Source organism: Candidatus Zixiibacteriota bacterium (assembly GCA_040752815.1).
Taxonomy (GTDB): domain Bacteria; phylum Zixibacteria; class MSB-5A5; order GN15; family FEB-12; genus JAGGTI01.
Genome location: JBFMGC010000017.1, coordinates 1 through 23,394 on the forward strand (window position 1 = coordinate 1; position 23,394 = coordinate 23,394).

General features: G+C 57.1%; 17 protein-coding genes. 6 read left to right on the top strand and 11 right to left on the bottom strand.

Translation table 11 applies throughout. The features are described from left to right. Positions 1-453 precede the first annotated feature (453 nt). From AB1772_06125 to AB1772_06135, 3 genes are all read left to right on the top strand, one after another. Complete coding sequence (locus AB1772_06125) at positions 454-927, top strand: hypothetical protein (protein MEW5795921.1); 474 nt, start codon at positions 454-456, stop codon at positions 925-927. 254 nt (positions 928-1,181) lie between these two features. Next, positions 1,182-2,552, top strand: a complete 1,371-nt coding sequence (locus AB1772_06130; protein ID MEW5795922.1) for a sigma-54 dependent transcriptional regulator — start codon at positions 1,182-1,184, stop codon at positions 2,550-2,552. 339 nt (positions 2,553-2,891) lie between these two features. Beyond that, complete coding sequence (locus tag AB1772_06135; GenBank protein MEW5795923.1) at positions 2,892-3,191, top strand: metalloregulator ArsR/SmtB family transcription factor; 300 nt, start codon at positions 2,892-2,894, stop codon at positions 3,189-3,191. Positions 3,192-3,563: 372 nt separating this feature from the next. On the opposite strand, the gene AB1772_06140 is transcribed toward AB1772_06135, so the two are convergent. Together AB1772_06140 and AB1772_06145 are read right to left on the bottom strand one after the other, a co-directional pair. Then, positions 3,564-4,022 carry a UPF0158 family protein gene (locus AB1772_06140; GenBank protein ID MEW5795924.1) on the bottom strand — a complete coding sequence of 153 codons (459 nt, stop codon included), beginning with the start codon at positions 4,020-4,022 and terminating at the stop codon, positions 3,564-3,566. A 450-nt stretch (positions 4,023-4,472) separates the two neighbouring features. Beyond that, positions 4,473-8,123: a vitamin B12-dependent ribonucleotide reductase gene (locus AB1772_06145; GenBank protein MEW5795925.1), complete on the bottom strand. Its 3,651-nt coding sequence runs from the start codon at positions 8,121-8,123 to the stop codon at positions 4,473-4,475. Positions 8,124-8,842: 719 nt separating this feature from the next. Between AB1772_06145 and AB1772_06150 the strand changes: the two genes are divergently transcribed. After that, the gene (locus AB1772_06150) at positions 8,843-11,257 is read left to right on the top strand and encodes a DUF5686 family protein (protein MEW5795926.1); all 2,415 of its coding nucleotides are present in this window, start codon (positions 8,843-8,845) and stop codon (positions 11,255-11,257) included. Between the two features lie 312 nt (positions 11,258-11,569). Here AB1772_06150 and AB1772_06155 read toward each other — a convergent pair whose 3' ends face one another. The 9 genes from AB1772_06155 to AB1772_06195 form a co-directional block, all read right to left on the bottom strand. Further along, positions 11,570-12,022 carry a peptidylprolyl isomerase gene (locus AB1772_06155; GenBank protein ID MEW5795927.1) on the bottom strand — a complete coding sequence of 151 codons (453 nt, stop codon included), beginning with the start codon at positions 12,020-12,022 and terminating at the stop codon, positions 11,570-11,572. A 37-nt stretch (positions 12,023-12,059) separates the two neighbouring features. Next, on the bottom strand, positions 12,060-13,313 hold the full coding sequence (gene ahcY / locus AB1772_06160) for an adenosylhomocysteinase (GenBank protein ID MEW5795928.1): 1,254 nt from the start codon (positions 13,311-13,313) through the stop codon (positions 12,060-12,062). Between the two features lie 8 nt (positions 13,314-13,321). Further along, entirely contained in the window at positions 13,322-14,485 is a 1,164-nt protein-coding gene (gene metK / locus AB1772_06165; GenBank protein MEW5795929.1) for a methionine adenosyltransferase, read from the bottom strand. A 49-nt stretch (positions 14,486-14,534) separates the two neighbouring features. Then, a complete protein-coding gene (locus AB1772_06170; GenBank protein ID MEW5795930.1) occupies positions 14,535-15,509 on the bottom strand; it encodes a sugar phosphate nucleotidyltransferase in 975 nt (324 codons plus the stop codon). Positions 15,510-15,673: 164 nt separating this feature from the next. Then, positions 15,674-16,714, bottom strand: coding sequence for a hypothetical protein (locus AB1772_06175; GenBank protein MEW5795931.1), 1,041 nt, complete (start codon positions 16,712-16,714; stop codon positions 15,674-15,676). 26 nt (positions 16,715-16,740) lie between these two features. Further along, positions 16,741-17,367 carry a hypothetical protein gene (locus tag AB1772_06180; GenBank protein ID MEW5795932.1) on the bottom strand — a complete coding sequence of 209 codons (627 nt, stop codon included), beginning with the start codon at positions 17,365-17,367 and terminating at the stop codon, positions 16,741-16,743. Beyond that, entirely contained in the window at positions 17,364-18,200 is an 837-nt protein-coding gene (locus tag AB1772_06185) for a hypothetical protein (protein MEW5795933.1), read from the bottom strand. Before AB1772_06185 ends, AB1772_06180 begins: the two co-directional genes overlap by 4 nt. A 3-nt stretch (positions 18,201-18,203) precedes the next feature. Beyond that, complete coding sequence (locus AB1772_06190; protein MEW5795934.1) at positions 18,204-18,863, bottom strand: hypothetical protein; 660 nt, start codon at positions 18,861-18,863, stop codon at positions 18,204-18,206. Positions 18,864-18,870: 7 nt separating this feature from the next. Beyond that, positions 18,871-19,743: a DUF6754 domain-containing protein gene (locus AB1772_06195; GenBank protein MEW5795935.1), complete on the bottom strand. Its 873-nt coding sequence runs from the start codon at positions 19,741-19,743 to the stop codon at positions 18,871-18,873. 234 nt (positions 19,744-19,977) lie between these two features. Here AB1772_06195 and AB1772_06200 point away from each other — a divergent pair, with 234 nt between their 5' ends. Then, a complete protein-coding gene (locus tag AB1772_06200; GenBank protein MEW5795936.1) occupies positions 19,978-21,867 on the top strand; it encodes a protein kinase in 1,890 nt (629 codons plus the stop codon). Beyond that, positions 21,864-23,351 carry a tetratricopeptide repeat protein gene (locus AB1772_06205; protein ID MEW5795937.1) on the top strand — a complete coding sequence of 496 codons (1,488 nt, stop codon included), beginning with the start codon at positions 21,864-21,866 and terminating at the stop codon, positions 23,349-23,351. The genes AB1772_06200 and AB1772_06205 overlap by 4 nt, the downstream gene beginning before the upstream one ends. Positions 23,352-23,394 lie beyond the last annotated feature (43 nt).

Genomic DNA, 23,394 nt, shown 5'->3' on the forward strand with positions numbered 1-23,394 from the left:
CCGCAACAGGTGTCGTTCCTGCGGCCGCAGTCGACGCAACCTGATCTCTACCGGACGGGCCATACCAGTTCCTCCTTGAGGAACCAATATGCACTTGTTGAATATTCTTAGCAAATAATAGTTGCTACAGCACTAGAGATGCCGTTGAATGCGCCACGACGGGGCGGTCGACCGGGGGCAGCGCGCTCGAACCGGGCGCAACATACAACACTATAGCCACCAGCGCGCCGAACCTGGCGGCGTTCCGCTCGACGGTGGACATAGGATTTGCCTCCTTACTCTCAACCGAGCTTTATCCCAGATGTCACTATACCATCATAATATAGCAAAATCGAGCCACCTGTCCCGTGTAGTTTCGGGTGGTTTGGTCCCGGTCATCTCCCCTGAATTGGCTTGCCGGAACCGAGATTCTGCCCGATTGTACCAGTCCGAAACAGGAAAGCAGCGGCGATAATGCGTGTGACTCAAATCTGGACAGTGATATCACTGGCTCTGACTCTGGTGCTCTCGCTTGTCGTGTGTGGCAGGTGGGCACAACGACCCGAGGATAGGACGGCCATGCAGGAGCCGGGCCTTTACGAAATCTTCTGGGTCGATCCGCAGATCATCTACGCGGATACGCTGATGACTCTGATTCGCTCGGAGAGAATAGACTCGTCGAGAATTGACCCCGCTGAACTGAGCACGCATCAGCCCGCGGCCATAGCGATTCGAGTCTATCAATCGTCGTGCAATGTCGCGGTGGGGCTGCACGACTCCAGCCTGCGTCTGATTCGCCCGTTGCTTGTGAGGAATCTCCCGGCCGGCTTCTATCGGCTTACTTTGCACCACGACCGCTTCCGGGAGCCGTCGCTGCCGCCGGGCCGGTACTTTCTCAAGGAAGATTATTGCGGCCGGACAGAGATGGCGACGTTTTCGGTGCCGTAGGGCGGGGCCGCTTTGCTTGCTCGGCGAGGCGAGAACCCGCCATCGATGGCCGAAGCGCCAAGGCCTGCCCTGAGCTCCGCGAAGGGGGCTCTGCCCTGCGGATTGCTAATTGACCGCCAGTCCCAACTTGTCTAATAATTGCGCAGAGGGAGCGCTCCGATACCCGACCGCAGAGCCGATATATGGGAATGTCCCCACGTCTCGCCCGGCGAGATCAGGGAAGGTGAGAATTCCGATCCTTTAGGAGCCAAAACATGCCCAATATCCTGGTGGTCGAAGACAAAGACTCCATGCGCAATATGCTCCACGAAACCCTGACCGAGGAGGGCTATCGGGTCGATTCGGTACCCAACGGCCGTCAGGCGATCGACCTCGTCAGCATCAAATCCTACGATCTCGTCCTGACCGATCTTCGGATGCCGGAGGTCGACGGTCTCGCGCTGCTCTCGCGGGTAAAGGAGCTCGACTCGGACACGTCGGTGATTGTCATGACTGCTTACGGCACGATCGAGGACGCGGTCTCGGCGATGAAAAACGGCGCGTTCGACTTCCTGACTAAACCATTTGACACCGAGCACCTCTGCGTGCTGGTGGGGCGCGCGCTCGAAAACCGGCGTCTGCTTGCGGAAAACAGTCTGCTCAGAGAAGAGCTGCTTTCGCAGTACGGTATCGACAACATCATCGGCAAGAACGCCAAAATGATCGAGCTGGGCCAGTTGGTGCAGAAAGTCTCGCGCAGCGACGCCTCGGTGCTGCTGCAGGGCGAGTCCGGCACCGGCAAGGAGCTGTTTGCGCGCGCTATTCATAACCTCTCGCCGCGCAAAGACGGCCCCTACATCACGATCAACTGCGCCGCGATTCCGGGGGAACTCCTCGAGAACGAATTGTTCGGCTCGGAAAAAGGAGCGTTTACCGGCGCCCATGCGCGGAAGATGGGCAAGTTCGAGATTGCCGACGGCGGGACGATCTTCCTCGATGAAATCGGCGACATGGACGTGGCGTTGCAGGCGAAATTGCTGCGCGTGCTCCAGCAGAAGAACTTCGAACGGCTGGGGGGCAACAAGACGGTCGATGTCGACGTGCGCGTGATCGCAGCGACCAACATGGACCTGCCGGAGTTGATTCGGCAGAAGAGGTTCCGCGAGGATTTGTACTATCGCCTGTCTGTCTTTCCCCTGAATATCCCGTCGTTGAGAGACCGGCCCGATGATGTCCCGCTGCTGTCTGAGGCGTTCGTGGCCAAGTACTGCCGGGAGATGCGCAAGCCGGAGAAGGCGCTCACCAAGGAGGCGATGAGCCTGCTGGAAAAGTACCACTGGCCGGGCAATGTCAGGGAGCTGGAGAACACGATTGAGCGCGCGGTGATTCTCGCCGAGGGGCGCAAGATCACGCCGGAGCATTTGGCGATTCGGCTGCGCCGCACCGATGAAATCCAGCTTCGCGAGGGGGCGGGCCTGAAGGAGATCGGCGCGTACGCCCAGATGCAGGCCGAGCGGGGGGCGATTATCCGGGTGCTGAAGGAAGTGCGCGGGAACAAACGCAAGGCGGCGCGCGTGCTCAAAATCGACTACACGACCCTGTTCGACAAAATCAAGAAGTACAACATCGACAGAGAAGAGGAATAGGCGCCGACTCGCCCTTGGGAGGCTGTCTCAAAACCTCGATCTGTTGCGTCAGGTCTTGCTTAGAGCCCGACACGCTCCGCGGGTCGGGCCCGAAGTGTGACCTGACGCCATCGATCTTGATTGCGCTGCAGGGCGTCAGTTCACACCCCTCTTGCCTTATTCAACGGTCAAGGCAAAAGAGACAAGAACTGACGAAACTGTTTCCCGATCTTTTGGAACAGATCTCGCCAAAATGCCCCGTGGGGCGGCACAAAACTATTGACACTGCAACCCGTAAGCATTTATATCGTTATATGTACATAGGCGTATGCATCAGTTACGCCGGGTGCGGATAAGACTATGGACGAGAGAATCTACAGCAGGTATTTCAAGGCTTTTGGCGAGCCGACCCGCCTGAGGATTCTTCGGTTGCTGACCGGCAAGCCTCTGACGGTCAACGAAATAGCTGAGAGGATCGACCTGGCGCAGTCGACTGTCAGCCGCCATCTGGCGGTGCTTCGAGAGGCGGGGATCCTCAGCGACCGTCGTGACGGCCAGCAGGTGTTCTACAGCCTGAACAAGGGGACGGTGCGGGCGTGCTGCGATGGTTTCTGCGACTGCCTGGACATATCGCCGCGGGAGCGGGCCAAGAAAAAGTGAGCGGGGAGTGATTTTTTTTGAAACTTCTATCGATATATGCACATATACGCATATAGACAAGAGAAAACATGCCGGGCGAGCCGGCCCGGCCAGGCAAAGGCAAGTATGAGACAGGTAAGGAAAGGAGAGCACGAAATGGTTCGTTACAGAATACCGCGCGTGGCTCATTGCTGCAGCGGCAGTAAGTGAGCGTCCCGGGCATGACGTAAAACCGCCCTCTTGGACTTTGCGATCTGGCCCCTCCGCCGGAGTCTTTTTGGCGGAGGGGTCGTGGTTTTGTTTGGATGGGTCAGACGACCCCTGTGAATGCTCTTGCGCCGCAAGCGGTGGGCCACCAGAACCCAGGAGTTGGCCGCCCGGCCACGCCGGCGTCTATTCCCGGCGGTACTCGATCCCGTGGTCCTCGCACCATTCAATCGCGACCTTCTCATAGGCGTCGTTCTTGAACTGGTACCAGCCCTCGATCACACCGAGAATGTGTGCCGTATCTTTGAATCGTCGGAATGCGCCTGAGCCGCGCAGCGAGGTCAACAGGATTTCCGCTTTGGAGTCATCGGGCAGGGACTCCGCGAAACGCTGCATCATGTCGTACTCATTGATCTCGAAGCGATCCGGCAGGGGGATATACGGTTTCCCGGCCATGACTTCGCGTGCCGTCTGCAACATGTCCTTGTCGAACTCGCTGTCTCCATCCCCACCGTCTACAGCCGAGAGTTCCTCCGTTGTAACCTCGACTACTTTGCCCGTTTCTATATTGAGATACGAGCTCACGTCTTCCGACTGCATCTGCATCGAATCCACAAGATCTTTTAGACGCACCTCTACAGACATGTTGGGCCTCACTCACTGATTAGGTGACCACTGTTGGAACTGACTGTGTCTTCACACTTGAAAGAAATACGAGCCCGCGCTGGTGAGTCAATAGGAGTTCTGTTGACGCACACGGTCAAGCAAACAGGTCGGTCCTGAACCGAGTTTCATCCAGATGATGTGAGTGGCAGTGAGGAACAGGGATGCAGCCGAAAAAAGTCTACCCCAAATAAAAACCCAGGTGGGTCGGTAAACCTACCTGGGTGGACGATATTAGGTAATCCACAGAAAGAGTAACACTTTCCGATTGCACAAAGAAAATACCCCCTCCCGCCAGGTTTGTCAAGGAAAAAATGCAGATTTTCTGCGGCTAATCGCCCCTCGACCGGACCCGCCCCTCCATCGGCAGGTCCCAACTGCTCAACCCGAAACCGAATTGGAGCCGGGTAAATCGGCCTAAATCGCTCTGGTTTAAGAACATCCAGAGGTGGCGCCGCAGGTGTCGCACTTCAGGCAGGTGCCGTTGCGGACCATGGTAAACTGGCCGCATTCGGCGCACATATCGCCCTCGTAACCTCTCAGGCGCGCGATTTCGATTCTCTCCCGGAAACGGTGGCTGGGCGCAGCAGACCCGGCATTTTCTGCCGGGGCGACAAGCTCAAGCACCGCTTGCGGTTTTGAAGATGCTTCTGCAGCCGAAGCCTGCATCGGCTCACCATCGGGGGTTCCTCCATGATTGCCGTTGCCCCCTCCGCCGTTACCGCCATTGCCGCCGCGCGGGTCAAAGCGAAGGTGGCTGCTGTACAGGTCATCACTCACACGGTTGCCACGAGTCAACTGCCCGGTGATCTGGGCTGTGGCTTCCTCTTCTTCTTCGAACTCGATTGATTCTTCCCGCGGGGCGCCAAGGGTGTCGCTGCGCAGATCGTCCTCGCTGATATGCGCCAGGTCGGTGCGGCCCAGGTAGCTTATCGCCAACTCGCGGAAGATATAGTCAATAATCGATGTGGACATCTTGATCGATTTATTGCCGGTCACGATCCCGCTCGGTTCAAACCGGCTGAACAAAAACGCCTCGACAAATTCCTCAAGTGGCACGCCGTGCTGTAGGCCGAGCGAAACCGAGATGGCGAAGCAGTTCATCAGGGAGCGGAACGCAGCCCCCTCGCGGTGCATATCGACAAAGATCTCACCGAGAGTGCCGTCGGAGTATTCCCCGGTGCGAAGGTAGATTTTGTGGCCGGCCACCACCGCCTTTTGCGTGTAGCCCGCGCGGCGATAGGGCAGGCGCCGCCGCTTGGCGATATAGCGGTAGACCAGGCGCTCGGCCATCTTCTGCGACACGTGCTGGACGGTCATGTCCTTCGCCACAGCGCCCTCGTCGAACAACTGCGCACTCAGCGGCTGGCTCAGCTTGGAGCCGTCGCGATAGAGCGCCACCGCCTTGTTCATCCCCTCCCAGGCGGTCAGATACGCGTTTTTGACATCTTCGATAGTTGCCTCAGCGGGCATGTTGATCGTCTTGGAGATCGCCCCCGAGATAAACGGCTGTGCCGCCGACATCATCTGGATATGCGCTTTGTAGCTGATGAACCGTTGTCCGGTCCGTCCGCACTTGTTGGCGCAGTCGAATATCGGCAGGTGGCTGTCCTTGAGGCCGGGGGCGCCCTCGACCGTCATGGTGCCGCAGCAGTACTCGTTGGCGGCAATGATCTGATCGGGGGTGAACCCGAGTTCCCTGAGCAGACTGAAATCCCATGATTCCGCCACTTTCGGCGTGAACCCCAGTGTTTCATGAACGAACTCTTCGCCGAGCACATGTTTGTTGAAAGCGAAGCTAATATCGAAGCAGGCGCCGAGCGCGCTTTCCACTTTCTGAACTTCCTCGTCGCCGAACCCTTTGGCTTTGAGCGACTCGTGATTCACAAACGGGGCGTCTTTGAGCGTCTTGCGGCCGGTAGCATGGGTGACAATCCGCTCGATCTCGTCCTCGGCATAACCGAGGCGGCGCAGAGCGATCGGGATCGACTGATTGATGATCTTGAAATATCCGCCGCCCGCCAGCTTCTTGAACTTCACGAGCGCGAAATCCGGCTCAATGCCGGTGGTATCGCAGTCCATGAGCAGGCCGATCGTCCCGGTCGGGGCGATTACGGTCGCCTGGGCGTTGCGATAGCCGTGGACCTCGCCCATTTCGAGCGCCTTGTCCCAGACCTCGCGGGCCGCCTGAGTCAGATCTTCCGGAAGGTAGTTAGGATTGATCCCGTGCGGCTTGATGGTCAGGCCTTCGTACTCCGAGCGGTCGGCGTTGTAGGCCGCGCGGCGATGGTTGCGGATGACCCGGAGCATGTGGTTCCGGTTGCGATAGAAGCCGGGGAACGGCCCGAGCTCTCTGGCCATTTCGGCCGAGGTCACGTACGCCTGACCGGTCAGGATACTCGAGAGCGCCCCGCACCAGGCGTAGGCTCGCGCCGAATCGTACGGGATACCCAGGCGCATGAGCACCGTGCCCAGGTTAGCGTAGCCCAGGCCAAGCGTGCGAAATTCGTAGCTCTTGCGGGCGATCTCTTTCGACGGGAACGACGCCATCAGCACCGAGATCTCCAGCACGATAGTCCAGAGCCTGATAGCGTGGCGGTACCCCTCGATATCCAACTGACCGGATTCGTCAAGGAACTTGGCGACATTGATCGAGGCCAGATTACAGGCAGTATCGTCGAGGAACATGTACTCCGAGCACGGATTGGAGGCATTGATACGGCCGTCCTCGGGGCACGTGTGCCATTCGTTGATGGTGGTATCGAACTGGACACCGGGGTCAGCGCATGACCAGGCGGCGTAGCTGATGCTCTCCCACAGATCGGTGGCCGGAATGGCTCTTGCACTCCTGCCGCTGGTGCGCACTCGGAGCGGCCAATCCTCGCGGGCTCGCAGCTTATCGAAGAAGGCGTTCGGTATGCGGACCGAGTTGTTGGAGTTTTGGCCCGCGACTGTCAAATAGGCTTCGCTATCCCAGTTGGTGTCGAGATCGACAAAATCGATTTCGGATACGCCCTGACGGGCTAATTCGAGGACCTTTTTGATATAAGCGGCCGGGACGGCATACTGCCGCGCCGAGGCGAGAGCGTTTCTTAGGGCCGGGTTCTTGGCAGGATCGGTTTCGACCTTCTGATGGCCATTGTCACCCTTGGCTGCTGTTGCCGCAAAGATATCTCGCAACTGCTGGCGAATGACTTTGGATCCGGCTACCAGCGCGGCGACTTTCTGCTCTTCGACCACTTTCCAGTTGATGAAGTCAAGAATATCGGGATGATCGAGATCGAGACAGACCATCTTGGCGGCGCGCCGGGTCGTACCGCCCGATTTGATGGCGCCGGCGGCGCGATCACCGATCCGCAGGAAAGACATCAGCCCCGATGATTTCCCGCCTCCGGAGAGTGGTTCGTTGACACCGCGAAGGTTGGAGAAGTTGCTGCCGGTTCCTGAGCCGTATTTGAATAGCCGCGCCTCGCGCACCCAGAGATCCATGATGCCGCCCTCGTTGACCAGATCATCCTGGACGGACTGGATGAAGCAGGCGTGCGGCTGGGGGCGCTCGTAGGCGTTTTTCGTTTCCGTCATCACGTGGGTTTCGGGATCGATATAGAAATGGCCCTGAGATTTCCCCGCGATCCCGTAGGTTTCATAAAGCCCGGTATTGAACCACTGCGGGGAATTCGGTGCAGCCACCTGGGCCGCCAGCATGTAGACCAGCTCATCGTAAAACGCCCGGGCATCGTGGTCGGTATCAAAATAGCCATGGCGCTGACCCCACTTGCGCCAGCAGTCGGCCAGACGGTGGAACACCTGGCGGGCGTCGGTTTCGCCGCCGGTTTTTTGATGCCCGTCTTCGTCGAGCACGGGGTTGCCGTTCTGGTCGACCAGCGGTACGCCGGCCTTGCGGAAGTACTTCTGGGCCAGAATATCCACCGCCACCGGCGACCAATCCTCCGGCACCTGGATGTTGTCGTGCTTGAAGACAACGGTGCCGTCGGGGTTCTTTATTTCCGATGAGCGATTGGCGAAGTTTATACGAGAATAGGGAGACTCTCCGTCGCGCGTGAAAAACCGCTGGAGTTTCAAGAAGTACCTCCTGTACTAATGCAATTTCCGTTTTGCCCTGGCCAGTATCCGCACAGCCGAATGGTGGGTCCCCCGCCTTTTTCCATCAGACGGGGCCACGCCGTCAAACCGCTAGCGGATCCTTGCTTGTTTCAGCCAAGAGGCCACAATATGTTGTGGTTACGAACTTACTCACCACAAAAAATAGCGGTTTATGGTAACATTTCCTTATTCCTTTGACGGGCAAAGCGGTAGAAAAAGTGGCTACATTTATCCTGACATACAAGTTCAGGTTACACAGTGGTGATTGAATTTTTCGTCTCCCGTAATAGCTTGGCTATTATTTGGTTAGTGCACGGGGAGGTAATTGAGTAAGGTGACCCAAGGTCAAATAAGGAACCGGCGATGCCGAATCCTGTGAATATCAATTAGTTATAAAGATACCTACACGATTCGCACAATATGATAACAGGTTGTGCACCAAACCGGGCCTCCTCTTGGGGAAATCTCTATGTGTGGCAACACTATTCTTGTGCAACTGCCACACAAGTGGCACGTATTCTGTGCGACGGTGTGGTCAACAGCGCTCAGCCGCGCAGCTAACTTTCGATGGTTCTTTATGTTACGCGATACGGCGCGACGCTTGAGTGCGAGGGGGCGTTGGCGAATCGAGTAGTCGCGACTGGGCTCCACCGTGGCGCGACAACCAAGGACACCACACGAGACAAGGAATAAGCACTATGATCGTCCGCCCAAACCTGCTTGCTGCAGCAATCGCGTTCCTGCTGGCGAATCTCGCTATACCGTTTGCAACCGCTAACGACACTCTGCAAAAGCCGTCCAGGCCCACGGCCACTGAGGGCGTGGTCTTTGACAGGGATACCCACCAGCCGATCCCGTTTGTGACTGTCCAGGTGACGGGGACAGAACGGTCTACGTTGACCAACGAAAACGGTCGCTACCGGATTCTTCTGGAGCCGGGCGAGAATCAACTCAGGTTCAGCCATATCGCTTACTTTTCGCAGATCGTAGATCTAACCAAGTTTGAAGGCGAGGGTGACCGTAACGTCTTTCTCCAAGCCTGCATGGTTGATGTCGGCGGGATGACTGTGTACAGCCGGGCTTATGACCCCGGCCAGGCGATTATCATCGAAGCGATCCGCCGCAAGAAGGACATTCTCTCCCGCCTGCGAGACTACCGCTGCGACGCATACACCAAGCTGGTGGTAAACGACCTATCCAAAGAGGATAGCTCGAGGATCTGGCTGCTTACCGAGACCCAGGTGACCACGCTTTGGGAGCATCCCGACAAATACAAGGAAATCATCACGGCGCGGCGGCAGTCGGCCAATATCAAGGCCGAAAACAATCTGGTGACGGTGGGCGAGATTCTGAACTTTAACCGCAACCGGATCGACCTGGGTAGATACTCAATAGTCTCTCCCACCGCCGAGGATGCGCTTGATCATTACAATTACTACCTGATGGACACGCTGTATATCGATTCGGTGGCGGTGTTTCGCCTCGAGATCGAGCCGAAGAATCCTCTCCGTCCGCTGTTCGAAGGGTACATCCATATCGCCGATTCCACTTACGACGTGGTTGCTGTCGATGTCGGCTTTAGTCGGGGAGTGGAGATACCGATGTTTATCAATCCCCGGTACAGCCAGCGGTTCGCCCGGTTTCAAAACGAATTCTGGGTGCCGATCGAGATCAGGTTCAGCAGCGGCGTCAAATTCGAGGTCCCCTTGCCGGGCATTCCGAAGAAGCTCGATTTTGAGCATGTTGCATCGCTGTACAGCTATCAGTTCGATACCGGACACCCCAGGGGGACGTTTAACGAATACGCGCTCGAGGTCGACAAGCTGGCCGATCGGTTCGACAGCCTCATCTGGTTCAAGCGGCAGACAATCCCGCTTACGTGGGAGGAACATGACGCTTACCGGCGGATCGATTCGCTCGAGCATCGTCCGAAGTCACCCGGCAAAGTTGCGCTAAGGGGAATCGGCGCCGCGGCGTTTCTGATAGCGAGTCAGCCGGACATATTCCACTTCAATCGGGTGGAGGGGTCATATCTCGGTATCGGCGGAGACACCAACCGATTGCACGAAAGGCTGCGGCTTCGCTTGAGAACGGGGTACGCGTTCGACGCTGAGCGGTCGCAGCATCAAGTGGGAGCGACCTGGCGTCTGCACCACAGGCGACGGCTGGATATTGGGTTTGACTACTACGACAAGGTAGTATCCCGGCCGACTGTAAATACATCGCCGAATTACAACTCTACCGTTTGGGCGCTGATCAGTCGCTGGGATCCGCTCGATTATTACCGCTCCGAGGGATTCCGGACGTTTGTGTCAACCAAGCTTATCGATCACACGGTCATGTCGGTATCGTACCGGGACTTTACGCACTTTGCCATGCCGGTTCGATCCGAGGCCGGGTTGTTGCGCGAGGAGAGCGATGTCAGGCCGAATCCGGGAGTAATCGAGGGAACGATGCGCTCGGTAACAGTCGATCTCAGATACGATTCCCGCCACCTGTTCCGCAATAAGGGACGCGATAGTCGGCTCAATGAAGCGCAGTTTCTGGCGCTTTCTGCCGGCATGGAGTATGCGTCGCAAGAGTTCATCGACAACGACTTCGACTTCCGTCGATACCACATCGACGTGACAGTGAGACGCCGCGCGCTGGGGCTGGGGATGACATCGCTGAGCCTCTTTGGCGGGACTTCCAATGGTAAACTGCCTCCGCAACGGTACTTCATTCTGGATTTCGGCACCGGTTATCTTTACAGCGCTGCCGGATTTCCGACTCTAAGCGAGACTAATTTCGCCGGTGACCGCGCCCTGGCGATTCAGGTGACGCATGATTTCAGGCGACGGCTGTTTACGGCCAGCGGTATTCCTCTTGTAAAAGACATCCCCTTCTGGCTGAGCGTGCGCGGCGGTGTGTTCTGGACCGAGTTCCGCAATCGTGCATACGCAGGCAGTGAATCGTCATTTCCCACAGCCGAGAAGCCGTACAGCGAGATCGGGTTCAGTGTTGGGAACCTGACGCCGTTTCTGATGCCGTTCAACCTGGCGGTCTATTTCACCTGGCAGTTGTCGGACTATGAGACGAGTGATTTCTCGTTTGATGTCGGGATGGAATTGTAAGGAGAGTAGGCAGAAAGTCAATCCTCCGTGATAGCGACCTCGTGGCTGACCTTTTACGTTTTCTTGGGAATTCGACTCATGCCGGCGTGGGGCGATACCATACCGTTCTTTAACCTCCATCTTGGCGCAGGGGCGGAGATGTACTTCCTAGTTGACAGAGGAGCTCCGGCCATAGGAGTCAACTTCACCGCGCTAGCGGGCCTCCTTTACGTACTTAGAGCGCGGCGTCGACTCGATATGGAAACGCCATATGTGAGTACACCAATGACCGAAACCGAGGCGATAAAATGAGTTGGGAATCGCGCTGGCTGATCAGGTTATTTCAATGAGTTCAATCTCGAATACCAGCGTCTTGCCCGCCAACGGGTGGTTGGCGTCGAGCGTAACATTGTCGCCGTCGATACGCGTTACGCGCACGTTGACTGGCCGCCCCTGATCGTCCTCGGTCTGCAGCTGCTGGCCGACCCGGGGGACAATGTCTCTGGGAAACTGCTGCTTCTTGACGATGGTCAGGAGACGATCATGGTAGGCGCCGTAGGCGTCGCCGGGGGTGACCTCGACCGTTATCGATTCACCCGGGGTCATGCCACGCACGCCGTTCTCGAAGCCCGGTATTAGCTGCCTGGCGCCGAGAGTGAACTCGAGCGGTTCGCGATCGCGCGACGAATCGAATACTTCGCCGGACTTGAACTTTCCAGTGTAGTGGACCTTGACGGTATCGCCGTTCTTGGCTGGCGGCATGGTATGATCCTTTTGGGTTTTCATTCTGATGTTTCTCAGCAGGCGAAGACCAAGGTCTGTGCTACGTCCCCTGCTCCCAGGAGGCAAGGTATTTCTTCTGCGACGGAGAGAGGTGGTCGATCTGTATGCCCATCGACTTCAGCTTCAGCCGGGCGATCTCCCTGTCAATGGCCTCAGGCACCGTGTACACGCGGCGCTCCAACTTGTCATGATGATTGACCACGTACTCGGCGGCCAGCGCCTGGTTGGCAAACGACATGTCCATCACCATCGCGGGATGCCCCTCGGCCGCGGAAAGATTCACGAGACGGCCCTCCGCCAGCAGACACACCCGCTTCTTGCCGATCATGTACTCAACCACATTCGGCCGTGTCGATTTGACACTGGCTGCCGCCTTCTCGATAGCCGGAATGTCGATCTCCGCGTTGAAATGGCCGGAGTTGGCGATAATAACGCCGTCTTTCATCTTCCTGATATGTTCGAGCCGGATGACATTGAGATTTCCGGTCAACGTAACGAACAGATTGCCCAGCGGCGCGGCTTTGAGCATCGGCATGACCATGAAGCCGTCCATGGCGGCCTCGATCGCTTTGACCGGGTCGATTTCGGTAACTATCACCCGCGCGCCCATGCCCTTGGCCCGTGCGGCAACGCCGCGTCCGCACCAACCGTAACCTGCAACGACAACTGTCGAACCGGCCATGAGCATGTTGGTCGAACGGAGGATACCGTCGATAGTCGACTGCCCCGTGCCGTAGCGATTGTCGAAGAAGTGCTTGGTCATGGAATCGTTGACCGCGATCACGGGGAACTGCAGGGCGCCGCCGGTGGCCATCGCGTTCAGCCGGATCACTCCGGTAGTGGTTTCCTCGGTGCCGGCGAGAACGGTCTTTATCAGCTCGCGCCGGCTTTGGTGCAACGTGGTCACCAGATCGCAGCCGTCGTCCATAGTCAGGTGCGGTTTGATGTCCAACGCCTGGTTGATATGCTTGTAGTAGGTCTTGTGGTTTTCACCGTGGATGGCGTAAACCGGGATGTCAAAATGCTTCACCAGGGCGGCGGCGTTGTCATCCTGGGTGGAGAGCGGGTTGGACGCGCACAGCGCCACGTTAGCCCCGCCCGCCTTGAGCGTGCGCATCAAGTTGGCCGTCTCGGTGGTCACGTGCAGGCAGGCGGCGATATTCAGCCCCTGGAGCGGTTTTTCCTTGGCAAAGCGCTCGCGGATCAAGCGCAGCACCGGCATCGATTGCTCGGCCCAGTCGATTTTCTTTTTGCCGTCGGCGGCAAGTTTGAGGTCTTTGATGTCGTATCCCAGTGCCATACTTATGCTTCCTTTGCCAGCGTGCCGGCCAAATCGGTGTTTTCCCAGGTAAACTGTTTTTCGTGGCGGCCGAAATGCCCGTAGGCGGCAGTCAGGCGGAATTTTGGCTCGAGCAGTTCCAGGGTTTTGATAATGCCCTTCGGCGTCAGGTCAAAATGCTTGCGGATGAGTTGGGCTATGCGGGATTCAGGTACCCGATGCGTACCGTCGCAGAACACCATCAGCGAAACCGGTTTGGCCACGCCGATCGCGTACGCAACCTGGAGAGTACACTTGTCGGCTAGTCCTGAGGCCACCACGTTCTTGGCGATATAGCGCGCCATGTACGAGGCCGAGCGGTCCACCTTGGTGGCATCCTTGCCCGAAAACGCGCCGCCGCCGTGCGAAGCCATACCGCCATAGGTGTCGACTATGATCTTTCGCCCGGTCAGGCCGACATCGGAGATCGGCCCGCCGGTGACGAATTTGCCGGTCGGGTTGACGTAGTACTTGGTCTTGTTGTCCAGCATCCCCTTGGGAATTACCGGAAGAACCACCTTCTCGATTATCTGTTCCCGAGCCTGATTGGTAATGGACTTTCCGGAACGGTCGAGGATGTCCTCGGAATGCTGGGCCGAAACTACCACCGCCTCGACCCGGCTTGGTACACAATCCTTATACTCGACGGTTACCTGGGCTTTACCGTCGGGGCCGAGAAACGGCAGTATCTGCTTCTTTCGAACCGTGGCCAACTGCCGGGTAAGGCCGTGGGCCAGCATGATAGGCATGGGCATCAGCTCTTTGGTTTCGCGGCAGGCATAGCCGGTCATCAGGCCCTGGTCGCCGGCGCCGCCGCGATCCACGCCCTGCTTGATATCGGGAGATTGCTTCCCGATAGCATTGAGAATAGCGCAGGTGTCGAAAGTAAACCCGTACTCACGGCGGTCGTACCCGACGTCCTTGATCACGCCGCGCACCAGGCTGTCCGGATCGACATAGCTGGTGGTGGTTATCTCTCCGCCGACAATGACCAGTCGCCCGGTTACGAATGTCTCGCAAGCGACCCGACAACGTCTGTCCTCGGCGAGAATGCTATCGAGAAAAGCATCCGAGATCTGGTCGGCCAGTTTGTCCGGATGTCCTTCGGTTACCGATTCCGACGTAAACAGGAAATTCCCTCTCGACATGTCCTTTCTCCTATGTGATAAAGACCTGCTCGGATTTGTGCGTCCCATGTCAGCCAGCTTCGACCTCCGAGGAATCCCCCAAGTTGACGGTCATCCGTCCCCCCCTGATTTTGACCTCATTGCCGATCAATGATTCTCTGAGTTCGGTGTCTTCGATCATGCAGTTGCGGCCGATGATCGAATCCTCAATTCGTGAGTTACGAACCACCGTGCCTTCGGAAATCGATACCGACGGGCCGATCTCGGAATTGACGATCTGTGCTTTGGAGTGAATAAATACCGGGGCCTTGACAGTTGAGCCGGCAATCGTGCGGTTCTGGGCGAATTCGGCCACCAGGTGGCGGTTGGTCGACAACATAGTTTCTTTTTTGCCGCAGTCAAACCACTCGCGAACCTCATGAGGAACCATGACGGCACCGCGATCAAGGAGCATCTGTAGGGCGTCCGTGAATTGAATCTCACCGCGGGTCATCCGACCCGATTCGACATGGCTCCCCAATACGTCGCGTATTGGCACGACATCCCTGAAGTAGTAAAGCCCGATAAGCGCCAGGTTGCTTTCCGGATGTTCCGGCTTTTCGACCAGCTTTGTCACTCGACCATCTTTTATCGTCACCACACCGAAGCGCTGGGGATCGTCGACCGGCAGCACACCAAGTACACTGTCGCCGGCGTTTACGAAGCGGGTGAGGTCGCAACATACGATCGTATCGCCAAGTAAGATGAGCACGTCGCCACCAGAAATGCCACGGATAGCCATGTGGAGAGCGTAGCCGAGGCCCAGCAGTTTGTCCTGCTCGACAAAGGTGGCCTTGAAAGAGTAGTTACTCTCCACGTACTCCCGGATTCTTTCTCCCATGTAACCGATTACAAAAATCACTTCCTCAGGGTGGAGCTTGACAATCGGATCAAGCAGATGGGCAATGATCGGCTTTCCGCCCACCTCCAATAGCGGCTTGGGCTGGGAATAGGTGTGCGGCCTCAGACGGGTGCCCGATCCGGCAACCGGAATGACAACTCTCATGCCTGCTCCGACGTCATAGACGGTCAAGTTACCCAATCACGCCCTGACTGACAAGAGCCAATGTGGACGAGCGAGCAAGCCGAGACGGGGCCGTGTTGTATTTCGAGACCTTCGCAGGTTGCTTTACTTGCGTCGTTACTCCCAGCGGCAAACCCGACTTTTGCCTATTTCGAGACAATGTCCGCCGCCTCGAGCGGCAGCAGATCCCTTTGAAAACCCTCAGGTCTGAAGAAATTTGGCCGGGGCGCGGCGAAATCACAAAGACCTACCGCAGCCTGCGTTATACGGGCAGGATGGGAAAACTGCCAGGCTACCGGTACCAGTTGGCCCGGCAGCCAGGTGGTGGTGGCAGGCTGGGGTGAAAAGGTCAGAAGAGTCGATCCCAGCTCCTCCGAATCGACCCGCAGGTAGATTTGAACGGAGTCTGTCAGACTCTGGTGCGGAAGAAAATAGAACTCGGCCCGGCAGGTTGCGGAATCTTTTTGTGCCACGCGAGCGGCAATTAGATCGATACCCAGCGCCGGAAAACTCTTGAGTTTGCCGAGTTCGGCAATCTCGCCCAGCCCGGCCAGAGCGAGCAGCCCCCGGTCGGCTCGCGGCAACTGGCTTGTGGCCTCCGGGGCAAGCGCTCCGGCCGCGGCCAGTTGCTTCTGGACCCGCGGGATCAGCGCCGTTGTGAAGAACTGCTGGTTAAGCGTATCGCGAAATAGGAAATAACGCGCCGCCGTAAGTACGTCGCCGAGGGAGTAATTGCCCCTGGACAAGTGGGTCAGATCGACATTTCGGTCATTGGTAGCGGCCGACCAGCATCCGTAGAGTGCGGCCTGACGCCTGCGGAGAGTGTCCTCGGGTCGACCAAAGGAACTGAGCTGGTAGTACTCGGCCGCCCGTGAGAACGATGGCGGACCCAGGCCTGCGAGAGAATCGGCCAGGATTTCGAACCAGTTGCCTAGGCGGTCGATTACCTTCTTCCATTCGACATTGTCGAGCAGTTCGGAGTGCTGGGTGTAGAGGTCGCCGAACGCCTCGGTGATGGCAGCGCTGCCGGTCATCTCGCCACTCTCGATGCGGTCGATTATGACAACAGCTTGGGCGGGGAATTGATCGGGGTTTTGGTCAGTGTTGTAGACGGCCTGAGTTTTCTCCCGGCTGCAGCTAATGCACAGAACCGCCAGAACAGGAACAAACACCCTTGTTGATACCATGACCGACAACCATCAATCGCTGTGCACTATAGAAACGATCCGATCCAGTCTTCAATCAAGAAATGCACCCGGCCGATCAGCAGCGACACCCGGCCCATCACCGTGTATCCGAAATGCGCGCCGAAGGAAATCATGATGAACCAAATGCCCAGTTTGGCGGCCGCTCCGAGAGTGCCGATGTGCTCTTTCGAAAAATAGAAGTAGATCAGAGTAGATAAAACTCCAAGAACGACTATTACCGAAAGCAGGGTTGCGCCGAAACCATCGCCACCGTCAAGGGGAAGCATCGTGTCCTGCATCTGCGGCAGCACGCGACCATGAAGCTCTGAAATCAGGAAGATCCCAGCGGTGGTGCCCATGACAAATGCCAGCGAAGTTCGCGACACCCAGGACCACTTGCCGGACAGGCGACTGAACATGAGAACACCTAAAACGCCGGGGACGAATTTCCACCACTCGCCGCCGAGCATCGGATTCCACAACTGCTGGACGATAATAGTGTCCCAGATCAGGCCGACCTGATAGCCGGCGGTGAGGCCCGCGAAAATGTGTTCTGCAACGCGATAGACCGGGTTGTCGCGGTACATGAACGAAAAGAGCGCCAGCGTGACCAGCGCCACCAGCCAGACCTGGAACAGCTCCCAGCCGCTCATGCCGCCCGCCGTTTCGACTGCGAACGTCCCACCCAGTAACCGACGTTGCCGAGCACTACCAGTCCGATTATCACCAGATGCACCAACGACTGGGACTGCATCCCCACCGTGGCGTCGGCTTCGATCTCGATTAGCTTCTCATATTCGGCCGCGCCGCGCATCCCGCCGAGCAACCCGACAAACTGGCCCGACGCCACATAGGCGTAGAATTTGGGCGCCATGACCGCGGTTCCGCCGCAGCCGATCGGCACCCCGTACTGGGCGTTGACAATCGAAACCCAATAGTCGGCGGTGGCGTTGTCGGCGATCTCGAAGATGAACGAGATGTCCGAGTAGTTTTTGACCGAGTCCATCAGCGGCAGTTGCGCGAGCGGCGTGCCGCTGTTGTCGGTGGGGAAGATCGATTCGATCGATTGCCCCATTCCGGACAGCACCGCCACGTAGCCGTACTTATAGCCCAAGTTGACAAAGTCGACACCGTACGTCTTACCGTACTGGTCGCCCATCATGCGGGTGATGCGCTCGGCCATCGACGGCCCCCCGTACGGGATGTTGCTTAGCGTGATGACCTTGCAGTTCTTCCTGAACATATGGTGCAATGCGGCGATAGCGATCGGCTCGCACTCGGCGATGGTGGTCGGATAATAATCGTACACGACCATCACGTTGCAGCCGTCCGGCAGGGCCTCGACAGCATCAAAGAGTGACCGGGCTTCCGGGGTTATGACAATAGGAAGTGGGGTCGGCAGGAGAAAGGGGAGTATGACCGCAGCCGCCACGGTGAGGTAGATCCAGCGACGGTCGAGCTGATCCATTTTCTGCCAGAAAGACATCGCTCAGCTCTTCCCCATGTAAGTTCGTTCGATACCGAGAATCAGGCGCAGGGACATCGAAGCCGCCCCAAGCGCGGCGCCAATGATAATGCCCCGTTGGACCGCCATGTTGGCGCCGTTCATAACATAGGTATTCAGCCACTGCGGCACATCCCCCGGCAACAACTCGAGGAAGGCCTCGCCCATAGGGACACGCCAGAGCATGATGAGAATAGCAGTGAGCAGAAGCAGGGTGGCTTCCGGGTTACGCGCCCGAAAGGCGCGATACGCTGCCGACGCGATATAAAACGCCAGCGTTGCGAACATGGTGGCCATCATGGGCGACTGGAGATTGTTAAACAGCCAGTCATAGAGTGATCCATCGCCCCGACCGAAACCTGACCACCACCTGCCGGGAAGAACCGCCGGGATTGCCATCGCAAAGACGGCAATCAGAGTAAGAATCTTGTACCGCCAGCCTTCCTTGCGGCGCTCCACGGCAAGCCAGTTCACGCGCACAATCGAGACCACTCCGAGAAGCAGCGTGAACCCGCCCACGATTGTCAGCCAGACGGTGAATTCCTGACGAAGGCTCCCGATCAGCGAATCGGCGCGGAAGAAGAACGCCACCACCATGACAAAGCCGGCGACAAACGCGGTGACTATCGGGAGAGTTGTCCTCATCGTGAAATCAGACTTCCTCAAACAGATGCACGTACCAGTCGCCGACCCCGGCAGTGACGAGCACCACGCCTATTATCACCAGGATGACGATTATCATCTTGATAAAGTCCTGCCCCTTGAGGCCGCCGGTCATGATCGGCTCGCGGGAGAGATAGGCCGATGCCGCATACAGCTCTTCGCCCATCAGAGTGTAGTCACACGCCGCGACAAAAAACGGCAACTGCTCGGCCTGCGCGGTGCCGGCAATCTGAATCGATCCGGCCGCGTTGCCGGTCTCGGCCAGCAGCAGCGACTCGGCAAAAAACCCGCCCATGTAGATATTGGTGGCGGGGCGCTCACGCATCATGTACCCGTTGACGGTCGCGGTAAAGGCGAACTGCTCTCCCGCAACATAGCGGACGGTATCTTTGTCGTAGGAGTCCTTCTTGCCCATCTCGGTGTACGCCTGCTCGACCACTTCCTGCCCGGCAGCCAGCACCAGCGGGTAGCGGACAGGGACCATCAGCGGGGTCTCATACTGCGCGGTGATTCTGGCCACGCGGCCAAGTATCGAAATGCCGGCGATAGTCTGGATTTCGTCGAGTTCCTGGATTCCCGGAATGAACAGCACCGGGCGCCCCATTTCGGTGGCGCGCCCGACTGCTTCTTCGACAGCGTCCAGACCGGGGATTTTGCGAAGGAAGAGCGGCTTGCCCTGTTTGGCCCAGCGGGTGTAGAGCAAAATGGCTGAGGAGAACACCACGACCAGGATCAAGGCGTTGATCCGGTCGATCCGAAACAGCGATGACTCGACGCTCTGCGCCCAAATCAGTGAGGGGGTGAGGAGGAACGCGAGGGTGAGTGTGGCTGTCTTCCGGGTGAAGAGGGATCGGAGGTTCACAATCACAAATCAATATACGAGAGTCGGGAGCCGGTTGTCAACTGCGTTAGACTGTGTCGGGAATGGGAACCTCCGGAGGAACGGGAGGAGTATTTTTCGGACTAGCCTACCTACCGCAAAGCTGTTGGCTAACGGGGCCGGCGAGTAATATATTGCTTGGCAATAGCTCTATCTGTATTGTATTTGCAATGGCCGTTCACTATGGAGCCGCCAAATCACTCCAGGAAGTTTTCTATGGCCGAGCTACCTGAGGATGACAGGACGCAATCTTTCGTTGTGCTGACCAAAGGCACAATGGTGTCGCACTATCGGATCGTAGAGAAGATCGGTGCCGGCGGAATGGGCGAGGTCTATTTGGCGGACGACACGAGGCTCGATCGTCATGTCGCCCTGAAATTTCTGCCTCCCCACCTTTGTCAAGACGAAGGGTGCCGGGCGCGATTCATACGAGAAGCCCAGGCCGCGGCAAAACTCAGCCATCCCAATATAGTCACGGTTCACGAAGTCAGCGAACTGCACGGCCGTCCTTACATAGTGATGGAGCATGTAGAAGGTCAGTCATTGCTTGAGGTGATAAAAGGACCCGGATTGACTCCGGATCGAGTAATCAATCTGGTTATACAGGTGTGTGACGGATTGACGGAAGCGCAGAAGTACGGAGTTGTACACCGCGACATCAAACCATCCAACATCCTGATCGACTCACACGGCAGAGCCAAATTGCTCGACTTTGGATTAGCGGCAGTCCGCGGAACGGACAAGCTCACAAAGACCGGTTCGACCCTCGGCACTCTTGGGTATATGTCTCCCGAACAGGCTTCGGGCCGGACGGTAGATGAGCGATCCGATCTGTTTTCGCTGGGTGTCGTGCTCTACGAGACGATTACCGGACGGAGGCCGTTCACTGGCGAGGACGAAGCTGCTACTTTGCATGCTGTGACCCACGAGACGCCTCAGCCCCTGGCGAGGTTCTGCGCGCACGTACCCGATGGGCTCCAGCAGGTAGTGGACAAAGCTCTCCAGAAAGATCCCTCGGTGCGCTATCAGTCGGCATCCGGGATGATGGCTGACCTGAGGCTTCTGCGACGGAGGTCATACGATACGGATCAGACTATCAAGAGACCCGATGCAAAGAGCCGCTATCTGTTACCTGTCGTGGGCATGGTAACCCTGATTTTGATCCTCATAGCGGTCGGTTATTTCGCCTTGGAACGAACTAGACTCTCAAGCGGACAGGTCTCTACCAGGTGGACCAATTCTATTGCTGTTTTGCCATTCCGCGACTTCAGCGCTAACCGTGATCAGGAGCCATTCTGCGATGGCATGACCGACGCGCTTATCGGCCGGTTGTCGGCCATCAAGGACCTGAAGGTCATCTCGATGACATCGGTTATGCGCTTCAAATCACCGGATCGGGACTTGAAGAAAATCGGTCACGATTTGCAAGTGGAGAAGATTCTCGAGGGCAGTATTCAACGTGACAGCGGCGCGGTCCGCGTGCGGATGCAACTGATAAACGTTGAAGATGATGCCCAGCTCTGGTCGGATCAGTACGACAGCGAGTTGAAGAGCGTATTCACGATACAGGACGACATCTCCCGCTCAATTGTGGAGGCCATGAAGATCGAGTTGCTCGGCGGGGAGGAAACCGCACTCGTGAAGAGAGCTACGAACAGTGAGGAAGCATACGGCGAATACGTGCAGGGACGATACCACTGGCGCAAGCGAAACGAGGATGCGATAAAGAAGGCCATAGAGCACTTCGAGACAGCAATCAAATACGACTCGAACTACGCGCTGGCCTATTCCGGCCTAGCCGACGCGTGGTCAGTGCTCCCCACCCACAGCTTCATTACCACAGAGGACGCGCTGCCTAAGGCGCGAGAGGCTGCGGAGAAAGCGCTGGAGCTGGATGATCGACTGGGCGAAGCGCATGTGTCCATGGGGCTTGTGCTGACGAATGCCAGGAGTATAAGGAATCAGAAAAGGAGTTTCTTGAAGCTATCGACCTTGATCCCGGCTACGTCTGGTCGCACGTATGGTACAGTAACATGCTTGGGCGTGTGGGAAAACGGGATGAGAGCTTGCGACGACTGCAGCTTGCCTACGAGCTTGACCCGTTGAATCTTGTCACCCTGAGCAATCTGGCCAACAAGAGAAAGGACGCCAGGAATTGGGAGGAAGCGGAGAGACTGTATCGACAGGTCCTCGAGCTCGAATCCGTACCCTTTGCGGCTGACCGCTTGGGCAGCCTGCTCCAGACGCTGGGTCGCAACGAGGAAGCCATGGCCCTCTACGTGCGCGTTCTCAAACAATTCCCGACCGATGAAGGGCTATATGCCAGGCTGTGGTACCTTCACATCCGAATGGGTGACCTGGAAGCCGCATTCAATGACGTTGAGGAGCTCTATAAACAACGACGTGACGATACAAGCAGGTTCATCTCTCGCGGTGACGTCTATTACACGGTGTTTCGATACGATGAGGCTATCGAGAACTACAAACTCGCTTTGCATTTGAAGCCCAAGTCTGAAATGGCTCTGGAAAGGCTCGTTTGGGTTTGCCTTGATGCCGGACGCTTCGATGAGGCCATAAAGTATGCGAATAGGTACGTTGAATTCTGGCCTGACCAAACTTGGTCCTACCGCTTGCGCGGATGGGTCAATTCCGTCAGGGGAGACCTTGATCAGGTGTTCGGCGATGTCAAGAGGTTGGCGAAACTCGCTCCCGACGACCTGACTCCTTATGCGTTGGAGGCCGTTACTTACCTTCATTTGGGGAAATTCGCGCGTGCCATGGAGATCATCGAGGACAAATATCTGTCGAGTGACATCGCTGATAATCGAAGGTACGGGGCCGGCACCAATGCACGCATCCTAGTCGCACAGGGGAAGTTCAACCGTGCGCTGGCATATCTCGACAGTTGTCTTGTCGCCGACAGCCTGAGTGATCTCCTATATGACGTAGCGTCGGCGAGATTGCAAAGGATGTATCTCTACGAAGAGATGGGGGATTTCGATCGAGCCTTGGCAGAGGGGAGACGTGTTGCCGAACTCTATTTGGAAGCTGATCCTGGTGAGATGATCGCATGGAAGGATTACCTGGTGCAGATTCTCGCCATGCGCGGTGACTTTGATGAAGCGGAAGAAGTTGTGCGGTGGCTCAAAACCAAAGCCGGGGGACGCACGCTGGCCAGCAACGGGTTTTATTATGGCCTGGGGGCCATTGAATTTGCTCGTGGTGACTACGAGTCGGCCATAGAGTACCTGAAAATCAGTGCCGACAGCACACCGGATCGCTCGTCAAGTGGCTACTTCCAGGCACCGATCCTACTCGCCAGGGCGTACCTTGAGGCGGGGCAGCTCGAAAAAGCGATTGGTCTTTACGAAACCCTCTTAACGAACACATCAACCAATCGTATAGATTGGGTGGTCCAAATAACCAAGGCCCGGTATCACCTTGGTCGTGCCTACGAACTGGCCGGTCGCCCCCGTGACGCTGCGACGCAATACGAGAAGTTCCTCAATTATTGGGGTAATGCGGACGTGCGACTTGAGTCTGTCGATTACGCCCGTGCCCGGTTGGCTAAATTGAAGGCCGGATCTTAAGTCTCCAACGCGAGCATTTGTGGCTTCAAGGCAAAGCTGCGCT